The 20,696-nt window shown below is 49.1% G+C and carries 16 protein-coding genes and 1 tRNA gene; 15 read left to right on the plus strand and 2 right to left on the minus strand.

Annotated features, from left to right (window positions below; all coding sequences use genetic code 11):
• Positions 1-137: 137 nt before the first annotated feature.
• Entirely contained in the window at positions 138-641 is a 504-nt protein-coding gene (locus VD907_02535) for a hypothetical protein (GenBank protein ID HYG83730.1), read from the minus strand.
• Between the two features lie 121 nt (positions 642-762).
• Between VD907_02535 and VD907_02540 the strand changes: the two genes are divergently transcribed.
• From VD907_02540 to VD907_02565, 6 genes are all read left to right on the plus strand, one after another.
• Entirely contained in the window at positions 763-942 is a 180-nt protein-coding gene (locus VD907_02540; GenBank protein ID HYG83731.1) for a DUF6496 domain-containing protein, read from the plus strand.
• Positions 943-1,085: 143 nt separating this feature from the next.
• Positions 1,086-2,207, plus strand: coding sequence for a transcription termination factor NusA (gene nusA, locus VD907_02545; GenBank protein HYG83732.1), 1,122 nt, complete (start codon positions 1,086-1,088; stop codon positions 2,205-2,207).
• Between the two features lie 126 nt (positions 2,208-2,333).
• On the plus strand, positions 2,334-4,808 hold the full coding sequence (locus VD907_02550; protein HYG83733.1) for an ATP-dependent Clp protease ATP-binding subunit: 2,475 nt from the start codon (positions 2,334-2,336) through the stop codon (positions 4,806-4,808).
• Positions 4,808-5,791 carry a hypothetical protein gene (locus tag VD907_02555; protein HYG83734.1) on the plus strand — a complete coding sequence of 328 codons (984 nt, stop codon included), beginning with the start codon at positions 4,808-4,810 and terminating at the stop codon, positions 5,789-5,791. Before VD907_02550 ends, VD907_02555 begins: the two co-directional genes overlap by 1 nt.
• A gap of 21 nt (positions 5,792-5,812) precedes the next feature.
• The gene (gene radA, locus VD907_02560) at positions 5,813-7,162 is read left to right on the plus strand and encodes a DNA repair protein RadA (GenBank protein ID HYG83735.1); all 1,350 of its coding nucleotides are present in this window, start codon (positions 5,813-5,815) and stop codon (positions 7,160-7,162) included.
• A gap of 18 nt (positions 7,163-7,180) precedes the next feature.
• Complete coding sequence (locus tag VD907_02565) at positions 7,181-8,200, plus strand: PIN domain-containing protein (protein ID HYG83736.1); 1,020 nt, start codon at positions 7,181-7,183, stop codon at positions 8,198-8,200.
• Positions 8,201-8,266: 66 nt separating this feature from the next.
• On the opposite strand, the gene VD907_02570 is transcribed toward VD907_02565, so the two are convergent.
• Complete coding sequence (locus VD907_02570; GenBank protein HYG83737.1) at positions 8,267-10,975, minus strand: transglycosylase domain-containing protein; 2,709 nt, start codon at positions 10,973-10,975, stop codon at positions 8,267-8,269.
• A gap of 124 nt (positions 10,976-11,099) precedes the next feature.
• Here VD907_02570 and tyrS point away from each other — a divergent pair, with 124 nt between their 5' ends.
• The 9 genes from tyrS to tig all read left to right on the plus strand — a co-directional run bounded on the left by tyrS (position 11,100) and on the right by tig (position 20,661).
• On the plus strand, positions 11,100-12,320 hold the full coding sequence (gene tyrS, locus VD907_02575) for a tyrosine--tRNA ligase (protein ID HYG83738.1): 1,221 nt from the start codon (positions 11,100-11,102) through the stop codon (positions 12,318-12,320).
• 4 nt (positions 12,321-12,324) lie between these two features.
• Entirely contained in the window at positions 12,325-14,355 is a 2,031-nt protein-coding gene (recG, locus tag VD907_02580; GenBank protein HYG83739.1) for an ATP-dependent DNA helicase RecG, read from the plus strand.
• Positions 14,356-14,367: 12 nt separating this feature from the next.
• Positions 14,368-15,201, plus strand: a complete 834-nt coding sequence (locus VD907_02585) for a hypothetical protein (protein ID HYG83740.1) — start codon at positions 14,368-14,370, stop codon at positions 15,199-15,201.
• Positions 15,198-15,752 carry a 16S rRNA (guanine(966)-N(2))-methyltransferase RsmD gene (rsmD, locus tag VD907_02590; GenBank protein HYG83741.1) on the plus strand — a complete coding sequence of 185 codons (555 nt, stop codon included), beginning with the start codon at positions 15,198-15,200 and terminating at the stop codon, positions 15,750-15,752. The genes VD907_02585 and rsmD overlap by 4 nt, the downstream gene beginning before the upstream one ends.
• Positions 15,753-15,797: 45 nt before the next feature.
• Positions 15,798-15,881 (plus strand) — tRNA-Leu (locus VD907_02595).
• A gap of 134 nt (positions 15,882-16,015) precedes the next feature.
• Positions 16,016-16,624: an HAD family hydrolase gene (locus VD907_02600; protein ID HYG83742.1), complete on the plus strand. Its 609-nt coding sequence runs from the start codon at positions 16,016-16,018 to the stop codon at positions 16,622-16,624.
• Between the two features lie 102 nt (positions 16,625-16,726).
• A complete protein-coding gene (locus VD907_02605; protein HYG83743.1) occupies positions 16,727-17,878 on the plus strand; it encodes a hypothetical protein in 1,152 nt (383 codons plus the stop codon).
• A gap of 95 nt (positions 17,879-17,973) precedes the next feature.
• Complete coding sequence (gene hisS / locus VD907_02610; GenBank protein ID HYG83744.1) at positions 17,974-19,311, plus strand: histidine--tRNA ligase; 1,338 nt, start codon at positions 17,974-17,976, stop codon at positions 19,309-19,311.
• A 63-nt stretch (positions 19,312-19,374) separates the two neighbouring features.
• Complete coding sequence (gene tig, locus VD907_02615; GenBank protein HYG83745.1) at positions 19,375-20,661, plus strand: trigger factor; 1,287 nt, start codon at positions 19,375-19,377, stop codon at positions 20,659-20,661.
• The last annotated feature ends 35 nt before the right edge of the window (positions 20,662-20,696 follow it).

The raw sequence follows: 20,696 nt of genomic DNA on the forward strand, positions 1-20,696 counted from the left end.
CTTATCTCCTTTTTCGGCTCTTACTGTACTGCATTATAAGCGAAATAAGCGCGCAGGGTAAGCCTGCAGCAATACGGTGCCCGCAGCAATAGCATTAAAGAGGCCTATGGGATGTCTAATTCCATAGGCCACGCAGGCTACTTTCTGCGCTCGCTGGTTACTGCATGGAGCGCTCGTTGGAAGGACTGCACCGACTGCGTAAAAGTCTTGAATCTGCGGTAATCAAATTGAGCGGGTGGCAGCTTCGTGCCTTTAACCGAGATCACTTTGCAGGACGGTCGCGGATCACCCCAAGGATCGTCAAATCCAAGTTCAATTCCTTCGGTCCCAAGCCTTTCGATTATCGTCCATGCATACTCCAGTTCTTCGGTGGATGACGAACCAATACGAAGTGCGCCCCAGGGTGTGACGACATAGTCCGGGAGGTCGTCTGATACGACCAGTCCAAGGCCGGTGCTGGTGAACGCAGCATTGCTCACGGTTGATGGCGTGACGATGGTGCCATATTTTGGTGCGCCAGGCTGCGCCTTGACGGCTGACGCCACGACTTCGATTGCAGTCGCACGAATTATGAGTGCGTTTCGAACGAGCAGCAAGGCTGTGTCGTCATCAATTTCTGGATGATACGTGTGTGTTGGCACGCTGTGATCTCCTTCATAGCGAAGTCGTTGACATAGTAGCAAATTGAAGAATGTTTTGTAAAATGGCTGACTGCGCGCTGAGGGTATAATAGAGATACCAGTAATACAAAGGAACAGTGACATGGCTAAATACGGCAAAAAGGCTCAAGAAGAAGTTAAAAAAGCAGTAAAAGAGATGAAAAGTGGCGAACTTACCATCGGAAAGAGTGACAAAAAAGTAAAAAGCCAAAAGCAGGCAGTGGCAATTGGCTTAGATAAGGCACGTAGAGAAGGTGGGAAAGTGCCAAAAGATAAGAAATAACTTTTTATTCACAAAAAACAGAAAATTATCCTTATGAAAAGCCTATTGGCAGGCTCTGCCTACATGTAGTATACTAACAGTAGTTGATCCGGCCGGAAGGTCGGACTTTTTCATAACAACTAACTGTAACTGGAGATATTATTATGGATGGAATTAACGTCAAACAACTCGCGCTGGCTATTCGGACTATTGCCGACGAAAAGAATTTGCCTGAAGATATGGTTATGGGCATTATCGAGCAGGCCCTCGCCGCCGCCTGGCGCCGCGATCATGGTGAGCGCGATCAAGAAGTACGTGCCGAGATGAATGCGAACACCGGCGCTACAAAAATTTACATTTCAAAAGAAGTTGTCGATGAAGTTATCAACGATAGCACTGAAATCAGCCTTGAAGATGCCAAGAAAATCAACGCTGATGCCGAAGTTGGCGGCACCGTAGAAATTGTTGAAGAAGCCGAAACCTTTGGCCGCGTTGCAGCCCAGACTGCCAAGCAAGTGGTGTTACAGCGGCTTCGTGAGGCTGAGCGTGAAGTGGTGCTTGAAGAATTTGCTGATAAAATCGGTACTGTTATTACCGGTACCGTACAGCGTGTTGAGCCGCGCTTGGTGCGTGTAGAGCTCGGCAAAGCTGCCGGCATCTTGCCCGCCAGCGAACAAATCCCTGGTGAATACTACAGCGTCGGTGCTCGTATTAAGGTCTACTTGAAAGACGTTGAGCGTGGCAATCGCGGCCCGCAGCTCATTCTTAGCCGCGCAAACGAAGCCTTTGTGGAATATCTTTTCCGTCAAGAAGTGCCCGAAATGGAAAGCGGCGCCGTTGAAATTAAGGGTCTGGCTCGTGAAGCCGGTAAGCGCACAAAAATTGCCGTTCATTCTACTGTGCCAGGCGTTGACCCAGTAGGCACTTTTGTTGGTGGTCACGGTACCCGGGTGCAGGCAGTTATGAATGAGATTGGCGAACAGGAAAAGATCGACATCGTCACTTTCAGCGAGGATCCGATTATATTTATTACTAATGCGCTGAGTCCAGCTAACATTCATTCTATTGAGCTTGCGAAAGACGGCGAAAAGCGCGCTAAAGTGTTTGTCGATGAAAGCCAGCAATCGATTGCAATCGGCCGTGGTGGCCAGAACGTCCGTCTAGCGAGCAAACTGACCGGCTACGATCTTGATATTGAAACTGCCCGTGGCGCAACCCAAGAAAAGAAACCCCGAAAGAACATTGAAGATAGTTTGCTTGATGTGATTGAAGAATCAACTAAATAAAACGAATAGGCTTAGGTTCGACACTGCCAAAAAAGTCAATTAGCACTCTTGCATATAGAGTGCTAATTTCATATACTAAAAATATGGTATTATCAAAAGACACCACTTTGGAGGTTGACATCTATTATGCCTGAAAGCTTTTCAGAATTTTTAGAGCACTTGACCGATAATGCACGCAATAGCTTGCAGCATGCAGATGCTATCGCGCGCAGCCTCGGCAGTGCTTATATCGGCACCGAACACCTGTTGTTAGGGGTTCTAAGTCAAGATACATCGGTAGGAGCCAAGCTACTCGCTGACGCTGGTATCACGCTCGATCGAGCCCAACTAGCCCTAAATCTAACACCACGCACCTTAGTAGTGAGTACCGGCGCAAAAGGTTTAAGCGAAACCGCAAAACTTACGCTAAAACTGAGCTGGGATATCGCCCAGGAATTTAACCAGGATTATTGCGGCACCGAGCATATTTTGTATAGTATTTTAAGTCAAAAGAATGCCCGCGCTACCGTGCTACTCAGGGACATGAAGGTGAATGTCGACGAACTATTAGCAGAAATCGAAAATTACCTGGGCCGCCAGCAGGGCGAGTATGAAAGCTCGGGCGATGCCACTACCAAAAGCCGTAAGCGCAAAGGTAAAGGCATGTTGGAAGTCTTTGGTGACGACCTTACTACCAAGGCCCGCGAGGGCGCGCTTGACCCTGTAATTGGCCGCGACGTACAGATTGAGCGCTTGATTACCATTTTGACCCGTCGCACCAAAAACAATCCGGTACTTATTGGTGAGCCGGGTGTTGGTAAAACGGCAATTGTCGAAGGGCTTGCGCAGCGCATCGCGAAAGAAGAGGTGCCAGACCATCTGCTTGATCGACGGGTGATTCAGCTCGATCTTGCAGGAATGATTGCCGGCACGAAATATCGCGGCGAGTTTGAAGAACGGCTCAAAAAAGTCATTGAAGAAATTGGCAACGACGAGAATATTATCGTCTTTATTGATGAACTCCATCTTTTGATGGGCGCAGGCGCCGCAGAAGGCGCACTTGATGCCGCCAATATGCTCAAGCCCGCCCTGGCGCGCGGCAAAATGCGCCTGATTGGGGCCACCACGCTTGATGAATATCGCCGTTACGTCGAAAAAGATGCCGCCCTCGAGCGCCGTCTACAAGCAATCACTGTGCCCGAACCCAGCCTAACGGATACGATCGCCATTCTGAAGGGCTTGCGGCATTACTATGAAAAACACCATGGTGTCGCGCTCAGCGACGAAGTGCTGGAAAACGCCGTTCATATGGCAAACCGGTATGTGAGCGAGCGCTTTATGCCAGATAAAGCCATAGATGTAATCGATGAAGCCTCATCGCGGGCGCGAGTGTTAGCCAATGCCAAGCGACCTTCGAAGTTGCGTGAATATAGCCGGCAAATCTCGGTACTCAACGAAAAAATGGAAGATGCCGTGGCGGCCGAAGATTACGAGCGGGCAGCGCTCTATAAAACGCGCATTAGTCAGCTGAACGACAAAATTGCCGAAATGAAGCAAAGCTTAGCGGACGAAAAACAAATTGTGTTAACTGCCGATGATATCGCCGGGGCGATCTCAACCATGACCGGTATTCCGGTTAAGCGCGTGGTGACTTCCGAAGCTAAGCTCATGAAATCGCTCGAAAAACACCTCACCAAGCACCTGATTGGTCAAAAAGAGGCCATCGAACAGGTGGCTCGGGCGATTCGCCGCAGCCGTTCCGGTATTGCGCACGCCCGTCGGCCAATTGGTTCGTTCGTGTTTATGGGGCCAACTGGTGTTGGTAAAACCGAGCTTGCCCGGGTACTCGCTCGCGAAGTGTTCGGTTCGGATGACGCGCTGATAAAAATCGATATGAGTGAATTCCGCGAGCGCCATACCACGAGCCGTTTGGTCGGTGCGCCGGCTGGCTACGTTGGCTACGAGGACGGCGGTCAGCTGACCGATAAAATTCGCCGCCAACCCTACAGTGTAGTGCTATTTGATGAAATCGAAAAGGCGCATCCCGATGTGTTCCAATTGTTGCTACAGTTACTTGAAGACGGCCGCTTAACGGACGCCAAAGGTCGCTCGGTCGATTTTAGTAACACCATTATCATTCTTACCAGTAACCTTGGTGCAGAAAGAATGTACAAAGAAGCATCGCTTGGCTTTGCAGCTTCAAAAAGCAAAGACGATCAAACTCAGCTCGAACGAGCGCATGAAGAAAACGCTGCCGCCGCTAAAGAAGCACTGGGTCGCATGATGCGTCCTGAGCTCATTAACCGTTTTGACGGCGTGATCGTCTTCCACGCACTATCGCGGCAAGAAGTTGGGAAAATCTTCGATCTACAACTTGAAGATTTGCAGCGCCGACTTATGCTAAAGGGTTTGCGGGTTACCGTAACGCCAAGTGCCAAGCGGTTCTTGCTTGATAAGGGGTATGACGCAAAATACGGTGTTCGTCCGCTACGCCGAGTGCTGCAAGAAGAACTTGAACATGCCATTGCCGAAGGCATTCTGGATAGAAGCTTCGATAAAGGCGATGTCCTACTCGCGACCATGCAAAAAGGTAAACTAGCGGTAGCTGTAAAACCAGAATAATGCGGCGCCGGGGCACACTATTACAGCCGATCATCAGCATGGTGGTGATCGGGCTAGCTATTTTTGGCTTGCTCAATCGCCAGTGGCTGATCGATCAATTCACGGTCTGGCAATTCAAGCCTTCAGCAGAAGTTGCCGCCATTAGCCAGAGCGCCCAGCTCACAGAAAGTGGCCGGTTTTACTTCTACGCTTCGCAGCCAAAGCTCAGCGATCGAGATGAATTTAACGCTACGTGCGTGAACCATCACACTGAAGCCGTGACGCTTGGCTGCTACGTAAACCAGCAGATTTACGTTTATAATATTGACGATAAGCGCCTCGACGGCATTAAAGAGGTCACTGCCGCCCATGAGATGCTTCATGCTGCTTACGAGCGTTTACCAGGTGCTAAACGGGAAGAGATTGTATCGCTGCTCCGGGCGCAGGCGCAGTCAATCACCGATGCTGACTTTAAAAAACGGCTGGCGGTATACAAGAACGAACCGCAAACAGTGCAAGATAATGAATTACATTCGATCCTTGCCACCGAAAGAGAACGCTTAACCCCCGAGCTTGAGGCTTACTACAAACAGTATTTCGTTGATCGTCAGGCTGTAGTCGCGCTATTTAGGCAATATGAAACTGTCTTTACAGATCTTAAAAACACCCAAGATCGGCTTATTAGCGAAATAAACGCCCTGATTGACCAAATTAACCGTGATACCGGCAGCTATAACGCTGAAAGTAGCGCATTAACGGCAGATATTACCGCTTTTAACGCCCGATCCGAGCGTGAGGGTGGCTTTGCTTCAATTGATGAGTTCAATGCCGCCAGGGCCGAATTAGTGACGCGTCAGCAAGCGTTGGCGGTAAAATACCAGGCAATTCAGGCGGCGCACGATACCTACGAGCGCAAAAAGCGAGAGCTTGATGCCTTGCAGCTGCAGGCTGAGAGTATTCATCGTAGTCTCGACAGCACTGCTCAGCCGGTGCCGGCAGTCTAAATCTGTTACACTATACTACATATGGTAAAAGCGAAAACTCGATACGTCTGCCAACAATGTGGCGCTACCCACACCAAATGGTCGGGGCGTTGTGATAATTGTGGCGCCTGGAATAGCCTCTTAGAACAAGCAGCTGAAGCACTCGGGAAGTCGGTGGTAGCGAAAAGCAGCGGCACGGTGCTCAAAGCGTCATCGCTCGCCGAAGTCGCAACCGAAGAAGTGTCGAGGCGTTTAAAAAGTGGTTTCGACGAACTTGATGAAGTGCTTGGTGGCGGTTTTATGCCGGGCGGCGTAGTGCTGATGGCCGGGCAGCCGGGCATGGGGAAAAGTACTTTGCTTTTGCAAACAGCTGCGCGAGTGGCGAAACACGCGCCGGTTTTATATGTGAGTGGTGAAGAATCGGCTGGACAAATTAAACTACGAGCTGAGCGCTTAGGCGCAACTGCCGATGAGAGTCTGGCGCTAGCGGCTTCCACAAGCGCCGATGACATTGCAGCCACAATTCGCCAGGGAAGTTACAGGTTTGTGATTGTCGACTCAATGCAAACCGTCAGCCTGGCGGAAATTGCTTCAGCACCGGGGACGGTGAGTCAAATAACGAACGCCAGTAATGTTATCATTCGGGCGGCAAAAGAAACCACTACAACAGTGGTCCTGGTAGGTCATGTCACCAAAGAGGGAAGTATTGCCGGGCCGAAGGTGCTTGAGCACTTGGTTGATGTGGTGTTGCAATTTGAGGGCGACCGCTACGGTGGTTTTAAAGTGGTGCGAGCCGTCAAAAACCGCTATGGCTCAACCAGTGAGGCAGCCTTATTTGAAATGACCGACCGCGGGCTGCAGACTGTCGATAACCCCTCGGCTGCACTACTGGCAGAAAGGCAAAATGCCGATGGATCAATTGTGCTCGCCACGCTGGAGGGCACGCGTCCGCTACTGGTAGAGATTCAAGCACTTGTTAATTCGACGCATTTCGGGTATCCTAAACGCACAGCCTCAGGGTTTGATTTAAATCGATTAAACTTGCTAGTCGCTGTTCTCGAACGACGTACGAAACTGAACTTATCGGATAAAGATATTTACATTAACGTTGTTGGTGGCTTAAAGCTACAAGACCCAGCTGCTGATTTAGCAGTTTGCATGGCGATTGCCTCGGCAGCCGCCGGTCGTAAGTTAAGCGATGAAGCGGTTGTATTTGGCGAAGTTGGTCTTGGCGGTGAAATCCGTTCGACACATAGCGCCGAACGCCGCATCGCCGAAGCGAAAAAACTTGGCTTCTCTTTTGCCATCGCGCCACCAGTCCGGCCACAATCCTCTTTCGTGCACGAAGTGAAAGACCTCCGACAGGCATTAGTCGATTATCTACAAAATTAATAAAATAAAGGATATCAGATGGATATTTTTGAATGGCTTGTTATAGCCTTATTATTACTTATAACTGCTGGTGTGGCGTATTTGGTCGCAACCTCTAATGCTGCGCCCCGGCTCCGAAAAAGCGGCACCGCGACCTTGGTAGACACGTCGGTACTGATTGATGGTCGAATTGTGGCAATCGCCCGAGCGGGCTTTGCCGGATCTGAGCTTATTGTGCCTCGCAGTGTGATTGCCGAGCTGCAATACTTGGCTGATATGGCAGATCACGAAAAGCGAACCCGTGCCCGCCACGGCCTCGATGTGGTGCAAGAACTGCAACAAATGAAACACATTGATTTAAAGATTCTGCAAGATGAACGTCCGGTAGATGGAGTTGACGCGCAGCTTATCCGACTGGCGAAGCGCTATAACGCCCAGCTAAGTACTATCGACTATAACTTAAACAAAGTAGCCCAGGTAGAGGGAGTAACAGTATTAAACATCAATGAGCTGGCTCAGGCACTGCGTATTTCTTATTTACCCGGCGAACAGTCAACTATATCGCTGGTTCAAGCTGGCCAAGGCCCAATGCAAGCTGTTGGCTACTTGCCAGACGGCACCATGGTGGTAGTAGAAAATGGCCATAAGCTGATAGGACGTGACGTAAAAGTTGAATTTACTCGTAATCTGCAAACGCAAGCTGGCCGGATGATGTTTGCCCGAATGGTTGGGCAAGAACAGCAGTCATCACGATCGCATTCGCCTCAGCAGCCAGCCGAGAAGATCAAGAGCCAACCACAGCCAGTAAAACAACCGGCGCAGCAAAAGCGCACGCAGCAAGGTGCACAAAATAACAGCCAGAACAATAAAAAGCGTGGCAACCAGAAACGTCAGGAAGCAGCTGTAACACCGGTTCCGCCTAAGCAATCAACGGTAGCATCAAGCGAAGGTCTGGCTACACCCACTCAGCCCGCTCGTCCGGCAAGTCAGCCTCGTCGCCGAACGTCCCATAGCGCCGAAGATGCTTTAATTTCGCTTGCTAATAAAGACCGCTCATAATCAAGTAGGTTCTGTAATAAAAATATCACCCTTCCAGCAGGGTGATATTTTTATTTGGGCTCTAGATTACTCCAGAGGGTTACCGCCGCCACCACCAGGATCGCCATTTCCGCCATTATTTAGAGTCACGGTGAGGGATTGCGATGAGGTTGTTTCATACTCGGCAGCATCTCGTACAACAACAGTAATAGTATGGCTACCGGCAGTGGTGAAGGTATGGAGCTTGCTATAAGAGGCGCCACCACGAGCAGAGAAGCTGGCAATGGTTTGCCCATCGACCTTAATCTCAACAGTTTTCAGCGGATGAGTGCCCTTGTTGACATTTGCTGTAATCTTGTACTGGCCCGTAGTCCCCACTTGCTCGGCAGTTATTGACGATACAAACGGTTTCACGTCGTTACATTTATGAATATCATCTTGCTTAGTGACATCGTAGCCGCTTGGAGCGATGAGTGTTTCGCGGCGGGTAACAGGGTCCATCACCTTTTGTACCGTTAGTTCAGTACGGACATGTGCCGGCGTACAATTAGTAGCGCGTTTTTTAGAGACGGTGTCGAAAGCCATCTTTTGGCCACGAATGCCTTGATTCTTTGAATACCACGACGGGAAGATATCTGTCCGCCCGGCAACTGCTAGGGTTTGTATTCCCGCGGGTCGCTGGAACCAATCTCCGGGTTTCCAGCTGCCATCGCGTTGGAAAATCTCGGTATGGATTGGCCCCATGATCTCGCTTACAGTCGGGCCAACAACGCTTGAAAGAGCATGGCTCATCGGAGAGGTGTCATTATTGCCTACCCAAATACCAAGGGTCGCACGGGGAGTATAGCTCATCATCCACAAGTCTTTTGAAAAATCGCCAATGTTCGAGGTACCAGTTTTGGTAGCGGTTTTTACACCCGGAACATTAAGCCCGGATGCGCCAAGACCAAAGGAAGGGGCTCGCGCAACGTCATCGCTGAGGATGTCGTTGATCATATAGGTAACTTGGGGGTCAAGTACCTGTTTGCCTTCGTCTTTCCATTTTTTAATGACGTCACCTTGGGTGTTTTTTACTTCCAGAATAGCGGTTGGGGGCTTGTATTCTCCCATGCGGGCAAAAGTTGCAAAAGCATTCGTGTGCTCTACCTGGCGCAAGCCACAACCACCAATGGCCGCCGCTAACTGCACTTGGCGGTCCACGCCTTGCGTGCAGTAACTTTTGTCACCCATGTCGTGAATAGTTTGAATAGTTGCATCTCGACCGGTAATATACATTGCCTTCACAGCCGGCACGTTACGTGATTGGGCCAGACCTTGGCGAATCGTTAAATCTCCCAGGAAACGGTGGTCGTAGTTTTCTAGGACGTGACGATAAATATGATTAATTGGTTCGTCGCGTAGCACTGTACCAGCACCAAAGTTCAGCTGGCCCTCGGGTTTTTGCTTAAAGAGCGCCGCAAAAACCAGCGGCTTGATGGTTGAACCTGGCTGGATAAAGGCAATTGCGGCGTTATCTTGCCCGTAGCCAGGGTGATGGTAATTTCGGCTACCTTGGAGGGCAAGAATTTGACCAGTTGGCGTATCAACTATAGTTGCGGCACCATTGTTAAAGTTGGCAGAAGCTGGCAGTGATGAATTAAACAAATTAGTGATTGCTTGCTCAACCACTTTCTGTACTCGCCAGTCAAGGGTGGTTTTTACAGTTAATCCACCGCGCCCAACCGTAGCTTTACCAAGCTCATTCTCAAGTTGACTGCGCACCATTTGTACGAAGTGAGGCGCTCGGATGTCTTTATACTGATCGGCTTCGGGACGAATTTTATCAAGAATGTCGATTTTTTTAGCGGCTTCGGCTTCTTCTTTTGAAACATAGCCCTGGCTTGCCATGTTATCAAGCACTGTATGCTGGCGACGGACTAAGTCTTCATGGCCTTCTTGGTTGTAGGGGTCGTACCGACTTGGCTGTTGCGGAATACTTGCAAGAAGCGCTGCTTCTGCTAGGTTAAGATCTTTAGCGGATTTACCAAAGTAAGTTCGGGCGCCGGATTCAACACCGTTACGACGTCCACCGTATGGTGATTCGTTCATATACAGTGTCAGAATCTGATCTTTAGTGAACATCCGCTCTACTTCAATTGCGAGAATTGATTCTTTTATCTTCCTTGGGATGCCCGTTATGCCGCGCGCCAAAGCTTCTTCTTCACTAATAAACACCTGTTTAACTAACTGCTGGGTTAAGGTAGAACCACCTTGGGTGTCGCCGCCAGTGATGTTATTGACCGTTGCGCGCATAATGCCAGTAAAACTGACGCCATTGTGCTTATAGAAGTCGCGGTCTTCAATGGCGACGGTGGCGTCTTTCATGTATTTAGAAATATCTTTCGATTCAACCACCAGTCGATAATCTTTATCGCCACGGTCTTCCCAGAGGAGTACGTTATTACGGTCGTAGTAGCGGGTGACAGTGGTTTGGACACGTTTGTTGATTTCTTCTGGTCGAATCGCATTTAATTCCTGACGGAAATAAGCAAACAGCGCACCCACAAAAAGGACCACAAACAGCGCCGCCACGCCCACTATTTTTAATGCTAAAAAGGCCCCGCGGCGACTAAACCAAAACGCAAAAAAGCGCTTCGGATGCAACCTATAAAAAAACCGTTTGACCGGATGTTTTGGTAAGCTGGCTAAATATTCTGCCTTTTGGCGGGCGCGCGCATCTTTCTTTGAACGACGATTAGCCGACAGATTTGAATAGACACTCAAACCACGTGCGCCTCTTTTTGAAGGTTTTGTCACCGATATAGTACTCCTTAAGCATTATGCTTTACGCACTATTATAGCACCTTTCGTCTAGCATCAAATGGCTTTTATCGATATACTAAACAGAGGTTAAATATAAAGTAATGGAGACAGCATTATCGTGACGCTTTCCGAAGAACTGCGCTGGCGCGGTTTTGTCAACCAAACGACCCTTAACGACCCGAGTGAGCTTGATAAAAAGCCAATTACTTTCTATTTTGGCGTCGATCCAAGCGCCGATTCGATGCAAGTCGGGAATCTTGCGATTGCGATGATGATTCGCCATTTCCTTCGCCATGGCCACAAGGCAGTACTGCTTGTTGGCGGTGCAACGGGCATGATTGGTGACCCCGGTGGCAAGGATGAAGAGCGGACCCTAAAGTCAATCGATGAAGTAGTAAAGAATAAAACTGCCATTGCCAGGCAGTACCAGCACATTTTTGACGGCATGCCGTTTACGCTGGTTGATAATTATGACTGGTTTAAAGACATTGGTTATTTAGATTTCTTGCGGGAAGTCGGGAAAAGCTTCTCTATGACCCAGCTACTCGATCGTGATTTTGTGCGGTCACGAATTGGAGAGGGTGGTTCAGGGATTAGCTACGCCGAATTCAGCTACACGTTAATTCAAGGCTACGACTTTTTGCATTTATACCGCGAGCATGGTGTTACTTTGCAGGTCTGCGGCTCCGATCAGTGGGGCAATTCGATTACCGGTGTCGAGCTCATTCGCAAGCTCGAAGGGGCTGAAGCCCATGTTTGGTCTGCACCGCTGGTGATCAATCGGGCTACTGGTAAAAAATTTGGTAAAAGCGAAGACGGCGCAGTGTGGCTCGACGACAAAAAAACCTCGGTGTATAAGTTTTATCAATTTTGGCTCAACACCGATGACGAAGGAGTGATAGACTACCTAAAAATCTATACGCTACTTTCAAAAGACGAAATCACCGCCCTGATTGAAGAGCATCAGCAAAATCCAGCTGCCCGGCTAGCGCAACAAAAACTGGCTGAAGAAGTTACCAAACTTGTGCATGGTGAAGCACGCACACAAGCTGTGCGAAATATTACGGACGCACTGTTTGGCGGTAAAGCATTTGCCGATATGGCTCACGACGAACTACAGCAACTCGCGGCAGAAATCCCAACAGCTGCGAACACAGAGATTGTTGAAGGGCTGGTTGAGGCCGGCATCGCGCAATCAAAGGGTGAGGCGCGGCGCCTACTGCAGAGCGGGGCTATTTCTGTAAATGGGGAAAAAATAACTGAACCCACCACCTTCACGCAGCCGACCTTGGTGAAAAAAGGCAAAAATACTTTCTGCCTCCTTGCCTACGCCGCCTAATCTCATGACACTCCAAACTCCAATTGCGAACATCAAAGGCGTCGGCCCGGTTACGGCGAAAAAGCTGCACGATGCTGGTATTTTTACGGTAGACGATCTAGTGCAGTTTTTACCTAGAAAATATGAAGATTTTTCTCAGGTGACCCCGATTGCCGCCATTCGCCCCGGAAAAGTAACGGTTAAAGTAACGGTGGAGAACGTAAAAACTCGCCGCGTTCGGCGCGGCATGCACGTTACCGAAGCCACCCTTAGCGACCCAACGGGCAAGCTGTCAGCGGTGTGGTTTAATCAATCGTACCGAGCGGCGCAGCTCGAGGCACAGCAAGAATTTTTTATGTCTGGTGAATTCTCGCTGCAATATAATAAATATCAGCTAATTAATCCTAGTGCTGAAAAAGCTGATGGCGAACACATTAACACCGATCGGATTCTGCCGATTTACCGCGAAGTTAAAGGCTTAAAGTCACATACAGTGCGGGCCCTTATTGCCCAACTAAAGCCACTCATTACCATGCTTCCCGAAACTTTGCCGAACGACATTGTGACTCAGCAGCAATTAATTTCCTACGCCGACGCGCTGCTTGGCTTGCATTTTCCTGAATCAGACGAACAGTTGCAGCGGGCTAAAGAACGCTTTGCCTTTGAAGAGCTGTTTGAATTGTTGCTGGCCAGCGGTTATAACAAACTTGAAAACAACAAGCTTGAAGGTTGGCATATTCCTTTTGACGTTCAAGCGGCCAAAGAATTTGTTAGGCAATTACCGTTCAAGCTAACTAACGCCCAGCGCTTGGCCGCCTGGGAAATTGTGCAAAACTTTAACGCTAAAGTGCCAATGAATCGCCTGCTACAAGGGGATGTTGGCTCGGGTAAGACGGTGGTAGCTGGCTTTGCTGCCTATATGGCGGCCAGAGCCGGCTTCCAGACGGCAATTATGGCGCCCACCGAGATTTTAGCTACCCAACACGCCGCCACCCTTAGAAACCTACTCGGTCCACTTGGCGTGGAGGTCGGGCTTCTAATTGGCCATATGCCAAAAAAAGCTAAAGAAATCTTGTACGAACAACTAGCCGGGGGTGCGGTAGAGGTAACGGTTGGCACGCACGCGTTATTACAAGAAAAAGTGCAGTTTCAGAAGTTGGGGTTCGTGGTGATCGACGAACAGCACCGTTTTGGCGTACAGCAGCGACAAACCTTGCTCCATAAAAGCGAACATATGCCGCATTTACTTGCTATGACAGCCACCCCTATACCACGCAGCTTGGCATTAACGGTTTACGGCGAACTTGATATATCAATCATTAACGAGCGGCCAGCAGGAAGGAAGCCGATAAAAACAGTTATTTGGTCACCGAACAGTCGTCCGCAGCTGTATGATCAGATCGAACACCAGCTGGCAGCGGGTCGACAAGCCTACGTTATTTGTCCGTTAATCGACGCCAATCCCGATAACGAGCTCAAAAGCGTCCAGGCCGAATATAAAAAACTGCAGCAAGGGCCGTTTAAGCACCGCCGGATTGGCCTACTGCACGGGCAGCTAAAGGGAGACGAAAAAGAGGCGGTAATGCACGCTTTTCTCCGCCGTGAAACTGATATTCTAGTCAGCACCACGGTGGTGGAGGTAGGGGTAGATGTGCCAAACGCCACAGTTATTTTAATTGAAGATGCCGATCGCTTTGGCTTGGCGCAGCTTCACCAATTGCGTGGCCGAGTTGGGCGGAGCGATCAGCAAAGTTGCTGCTACTTGCTTACCAGTACCAGCGCCAAACCCAGCGCACGACTTCGTGAGCTCGAAAAAAGCAACGATGGCTTTTACTTGGCCGAGGTTGACCTGCAGCTTCGCGGTCCCGGTGAAATCTATGGTCGGGCGCAACACGGACAGCTTAATATGCGCCTGGCGAGCCTGGGCGATACGCCGCTTATCGCTCGAGCACAGCGGGCGGCATCTTTTTTCATTGAAAAAGGGTTTGATCTGTTACAATATAAGAAGTTAGCAGCGCAAGTACGCCATTATCAGCGGCTCACAACGCTTAATTAAAACGAAGAAAACATGTATTCAGGCACGACATTGCGCCATGGTTCTGGAAATATTATCGGCACGCATCAAAAGATCGATCGTGTCGCACGCCGGCAATTTCAGAAATTTATTCCTACCGGAATTACCTTCCCGACCACTCGGCAAATCCTACGATTTGAAGGCAAAAATGGCCCCGATGGCATCAAACGAAAAAGTCCGGCCGTCGATGAGCCGTGGCACTATTTTGACCCAACCGACAGTAGCGATCGCCGCTTACTGGTAATTATTGAAGATCATTTAGCTAATTTAACGACAGCACTCTCCGACGGCAACCACGAACGAGCAGCTTTTGAAGCCGCCTGGCTGGCGCACGCTATTACCGATGGCCTTACGCCAGCGCACCATTACCCACTTGAAGAAAAGCTCTCGGAACTACGTGAAGGCAAAGGGCTTGAAACCCGTACTAGCGTGAAGGAGAAGCTGGTACTGCCGGGTAAAACGCCTCGGCAGAAGGTGCGTAATAACTGGGAATTTTGGGGTGCTAAAGGGGTAATGACCACGCATTTGTTATTTGAAACTGGGGTCGCGACCACCGTGGCGCCATTACGCCTTGAACACGCTATGACCAATGCAAACGAGCGGATTCGTGTTGAAAATGAGGGCTTTTTGCCCATCTTTCAAGAAATTGCACTGCAGATTTACGGGCTAAAAATGTATCAAACGTTCCATAGACACGGCTGGAGTCGTGAGCTCGCCCGGCAAACTAGGATTGAACTTGCGCCGCTTATTATTAAGGCCGTGGTGCTTGCTTGGTATGAAGCAGCTCTTCGGGCAGCGAAACGGAAAGAACGCCGAAAAAACTCATGAATGTACGCTTAATTGCCGGCAAATATGGCGGGAGGATGCTGGCAACACCTAAAAATAACCGCACTCACCCGATGAGTGAGCGGATTCGTGGTTCTTTGTTTAATATTCTGGGTGAAGCAGTGCAAGGCGCTGTAGTGCTCGATGCTTTTGCTGGCAGTGGTTCGCTAGGGCTTGAAGCGCTGAGCCGCGGGGCTCTCCGCGTGGTGTTTACTGAAAAAGACCGGGTGGCAGCTCGGGTAATTGAGGAAAATGCCCACGCCCTAAGAATCGATGATAAAAAATATGATGTCATTAAAACAACGCTTAATAATTGGCTGTCTTCCTCGACTTCGCAAGAATTTGATCTGATTTTTTGCGACCCGCCGTACCACGACCTGCAGTTTTCCACAATTAGCAAGCTTTTTGCATATTTAAAACCAAACGGGCTTATGGTATTATCACATTCAGGTAGGAGTGAGATACCGACCGAAACTGGAGTTGTTGTGGTGGACAATCGTAGTTATGGAAATGCGGTGCTCACTTTCTACCGCAAGGAAGTTAGCGGAAGCTAATTTTTTGCGAGATTTGATTATTTTTGATACGATATATACAGTTATGCGCGAGTGGTGGAATGGTAGACACGCTAGTCTTAGGAACTAGTGCTTTCGGGCGTGGAGGTTCAAGTCCTCTCTCGCGCACCAGAATAAGGGATCGAGCTTTGGCTCGATCTTTTATCTCGGAAAAGCCCGAAAATACTATGGCGATATAATTATCGATGCTCTTGATATATGTTATTCTATCGATGGCATATTCACTATAAGCGAAGGGTGTACTGATGGCTACCTTAATTAAAGCTGTCATTTTTGATCAAGGCGGGGTACTTTCCCTGGGTGGCGAGAAAGGAACCAACGAAAAAGCCGCAACGCGGGCAATAGGCTTACGTGAAACAATTGTAGTTCCAAAGCTCCTTGACGACTTGAAGCGAGGACGCATCGATAACAACATCTTTGTCCAAGAAGTTAATCGGCTCTACCCTGACGCTCCCAACGTACTGACGGATAAGATGTGGGATGACGTTTACCTATCGCTGAAGCCAGAGAGGGTCGCTTACGATTTTGCTGGGAAGTGTCACGCGGCAGGCCTGCATGTTGGATTGCTGTCGAACATCAATCCGGCGATTGCCGCTAGGCTGCATAAAGATGGTTCGTACAAAGGCTTCGACCCGCTCATCCTGTCGTGCGAAGTTGGCTGCGCTAAGCCCGATCCTGAAATCTATGCCAAAGTCGAACAAGCGCTGCCAGCCATTAGGCCCGGAGAGATTCTTTTGCTTGATGACCAAGATAAATGCGTACAAGGCGCCGTAAACCGAGGTTGGCAAGCCTTAAAAGTGACAAGCACAAAACAACTGGTGCGCGATGCCAGTAAGTTGCTCGGTTTCTTGTAGAAGTAAGCGTAATCCCTTGCTGTGGCGACGCCTGCAGCAAGGGATAAATAATTCTCTGGCTGTATTGCCTGACACTTAAAATGCGCTAGGATAGATTAAGTTATGAAAGAAAATTTTCCCGAAACCTCCACAGCGGCTATTTCCAAAGAACATGACCGCGAAACTTTATTTGATATTCGCCAGAGATACACTCAGGCGTTAATAGATTCACCTAAGGATACGCCACGGCTGTTAGATGAGCTCCAGACACTCGAGAACACCCGGTTAGGTATTGAGCAGCCTGTTGAAGATAATAAGCAATTACTATGGCACCGAGAGCCCGCACGTGCAGAGTATGAATCTACGGTGAGCGTTAGTTCGACGGCTTTTGCGGCAGGCTGGCATAAAGTGTATGCCGAGGTTCTAAAAAGCCCGCTTGCTTTTAAAGAAGATGTACGACTACAGAGTCTTAATCATCACCCTTATTTTCGTAGCTACGCCTCTGATGAGGTATACCACGAGTTATTGCTTCGATCGTATACCACGGTTGTTTCAGCCAGTAACGAGCTGCTTGTGGCGGCCGCCGAAGCAAAAGGCCAAGATCCGCAAGATCCCGAAGCAATATTTTGGGAGTCGCTGGCAAGGGTGGCTGATAATCGCTCGAAAAAACATGGAGCCTATCTCGATTATCTTGAGACTCAGAGCGCTGGGGACGAGTCCTATGTTCGACCGCGACAACAAACGCCATGGGATTTGATGTGGTACAACATGGCGGCAGAAAATACCGAGATCGTTTTAGCGCGGGTGTTACTGCCATTTTATTTCGACCAGTTACAGCGAAATCCGGCCGCCACGTCCGACGATTTATTCGCTGCAACATTGTCACAGCTGGAAAGACTTGAGCGGCCAGCAGCATTTAATCGACAAGTAACAAAAGCAGCTTGGAAGAATAAGGGTGAAGAAAATCCACTGCGAGCTAACGTCATTGAGTGGGGTAAAAACTTATTTTCTCCGCAGGAAAGTGAATTATGGGTTCCCAGGGCTTTTCAGAAACCACCGGCAAATCCTAGTAAATGCAGCGGGTTCCCGACCTTCAGACAAGACAAGGCCACTTTACGTCATTATTACCAGCAGAAAGGTGTCACGGCCGAGCTGATCAATATGTTGCCTGATGCAGAAATGAGTAGCCTCGGTATTGCGCTTATCGACGGCGCCGCGCTTATTCGTGATATGACAAAAGCACGCGGCAAAACAACGGCCGAAGTTTGGTTTTAAGAGCCTCATCGGCCAGATAGCAAATTATTTACAAATATGAGTTTGAGTTTTATAGTTATAGTAACTACGTAACACTAAAGGACACGGCATAAATTATGGCAGGTTTGCCAACCCAACCATACAAAGGCACGCGCGACTACTACCCGGAAGATAAGCGCATTCAAAACTACATTTTTTCAACCTGGCGGAAGGTGGTCGAGAGCTTTGGCTACGAGGAGCATGGCGCGCCACTGCTTGAACCGCTCGATATTTATGCCGCCAAAACCGGGCAAGAAATTGTCGGCGAACAAACCTATCAGTTCACCGACCGGGGCGGACGAACGGTCGCTATTCGCCCAGAAATGACTCCCACCGTTAGCCGAATGATCGCTGCTCGCCACCAAGAAATTGCCATGCCTGCCCGCTGGTATTCGATTGCGAATTATATGCGCTACGAACGACCACAGCGAGGGCGCGAGCGTGAGTTCTGGCAGCTAAATGCTGATATCTTTGGTGTGGCTTCAGTTCGTGCTGACGCCGAGATTATTATTCTAGCCGACCGCTTAATGAAAGCTTTTGGCGCAACGAAAAAAATGTACACCATTAAAATTAACGATCGCAAGCTGATTAATTACATGATGGCCGATTATTTGGAGCTTGATGTGGTGCAGGCGCAGCTAATGATGAAGTTGTTTGATCGCCGCGGTAAAATTTCTCCGGAAGAATTTCGCGATCGGGCGGCCGAGATTTTTGAAGCCCACCGGGCGACCACCGGCTTACGCAAAATTGCCGCGCTGGTCAGTGCTAAAACCATGGCCGAACTTCCTGAGGCCATTCGTAATTGCGATGCCATTAAAGAAATCCAATCCCTCTTTACGCTGCTGAATGAATCGGGAGTAAAAAATGCAACATTTGACATCAGTTTAATGCGCGGCTTCGATTATTACACGGGTATCGTCTTTGAAGTGTTTGATAACCACCCCGATAACAACCGGTCGATGTTTGGCGGCGGCCGGTACGATGGCATGACCAGCCTGTTTGGGGCGCCACCTATCCCGACGGTCGGCATGGCGCCTGGTTACACTACCACCGAACTGTTCTTACGTTCGCACGACCTATTGCCCGAGCTTGATTCGACCACCGAGGTCTACCTCATCGTGCTCGATGGCAAAACCAACGAAGCCCTTCAGCTAGCCAATAAACTGCGCGAAGAAGGCGTGACAACAGAAGTCGATATCACTGGTAGAAACCTTGATAAACAGATCAAAACTGTCGTGAAAAAGCGCATTCCGTTCATGGTATTTGTAGGGAGTAAAGAGGCAGAAGAAGAACTCTACACCTTTAAAGACGTCAAAACCACCAAAGAGCAGCGATTAGGATTCGAACGAGTCGTGAGCGTGGTGAAAGATCGCCGACGAAAAGTTTCGGATGAACTCGATGAGTTCTTCGCCTAGATATTCATAAAACCTGGTTTCAGCAATAGTCAAGCAGCCTTTAATCTGTTACACTAGATAACTATGAAGCATACTCTTAAGAAACTATCCGACACGAAAGTTGAACTTTCAGTTACCCTTGATGCAACTGACCTAAAAGCCGCTCGACAGATTGCGCTTGTGCGCCTTGCGAAAGACACCAAAGTGCCGGGCTTCCGTGTCGGGAAAGTGCCGCCTGCGGTTGCCGAGAAACACCTTTCACCGATGGCGATTGAAAATGAGACGCTCGAAAATGCCATTAATACGGCCGTGATTGCTATTTTTACCAAAGAAGATTTTCAGGCGCTCGACCGCCCGCAGGTTGACGTAAGAGAAATTAAGCCTGGTGAAAGCGCTATCTTTACCGCCACCGCTGAAATTTTGCCAGAAGTTAAGCTTGGCGACTACAAGAACTTGAAAGTCACCGAAGAAAAAGTGACGGTAACCGACAAAGATGTTACTGAAGTCATCGACCGCATGCGCACCAGCTTTGCCCAGAAGAACGATGTTGACCGGGCTGCAAAAGACGGTGATGAGGTCACTATTGACTTTGAAGGCAAAGACGAAAAGGGTGAGTTAGTTAGTGGCGCAGCTGGCAAAGATTACCCACTGACGTTAGGTAGCAACACCTTTATTCCGGGTTTCGAAGAAGGCATTGTCGGCAAAAAACCTGGTGATACTTTTACGTTGCCCTTGACCTTTCCTAAAGATTATCACGCTGAAAAATTAGCTGGTGTTAAGGTGAATTTTTCAGTCACCCTGAAGTCGGTGAAAGAGATTTCGCTGCCAAAAGTCGATGACGAATTCGCTCAAAAAGCTGGCCCATTCCAAACGGTTGCTGAATTGAAAGCTGACATCAAGCGCGAACTGACCGAACAGAAGCAACAAGCAAGCGACGACAAGCTAAAAGACAGCTTGGTCGAACAGCTGGTCAAAACCAGCCAAGTGCCTGTTCCGGAAATTCTAGTGAAAGATCAGATGCAAAATATCGAGCGCGACACGGTGCAGAATCTTATGTACCGCGGTTTGACGCTCGAGCAGTACCTCGAGCAGCAAAATATGACGCACGATGAATGGCACGAAAAAGAGTTAAAAGATGCCGCCGAGCGTCGTGTGCAAGCTGGACTAGCGCTCGCCGAATTAAGCAAAGCTGAAGGCATCGAAGTCACCAAAGACGAGCTTGATAAGCGGCACCAAGAAATGCTTGAAGCTTACAAAGACGAACAGATTCGCAAGCAGCTTGATACGCCTGAGGCTCGCCGGGATCTTGCCAATCGTGAACTGACGCGCAAAACTGTTGAACGACTAGTTGCGCTCAACAAGAAGAAATAGTTTTCGCGCAACACTAGGACAAGTAAATTAGCACT

This window comes from Verrucomicrobiia bacterium (assembly GCA_035629335.1).
Lineage (GTDB): Bacteria > Patescibacteriota > Saccharimonadia > Saccharimonadales > Saccharimonadaceae > DASUUR01.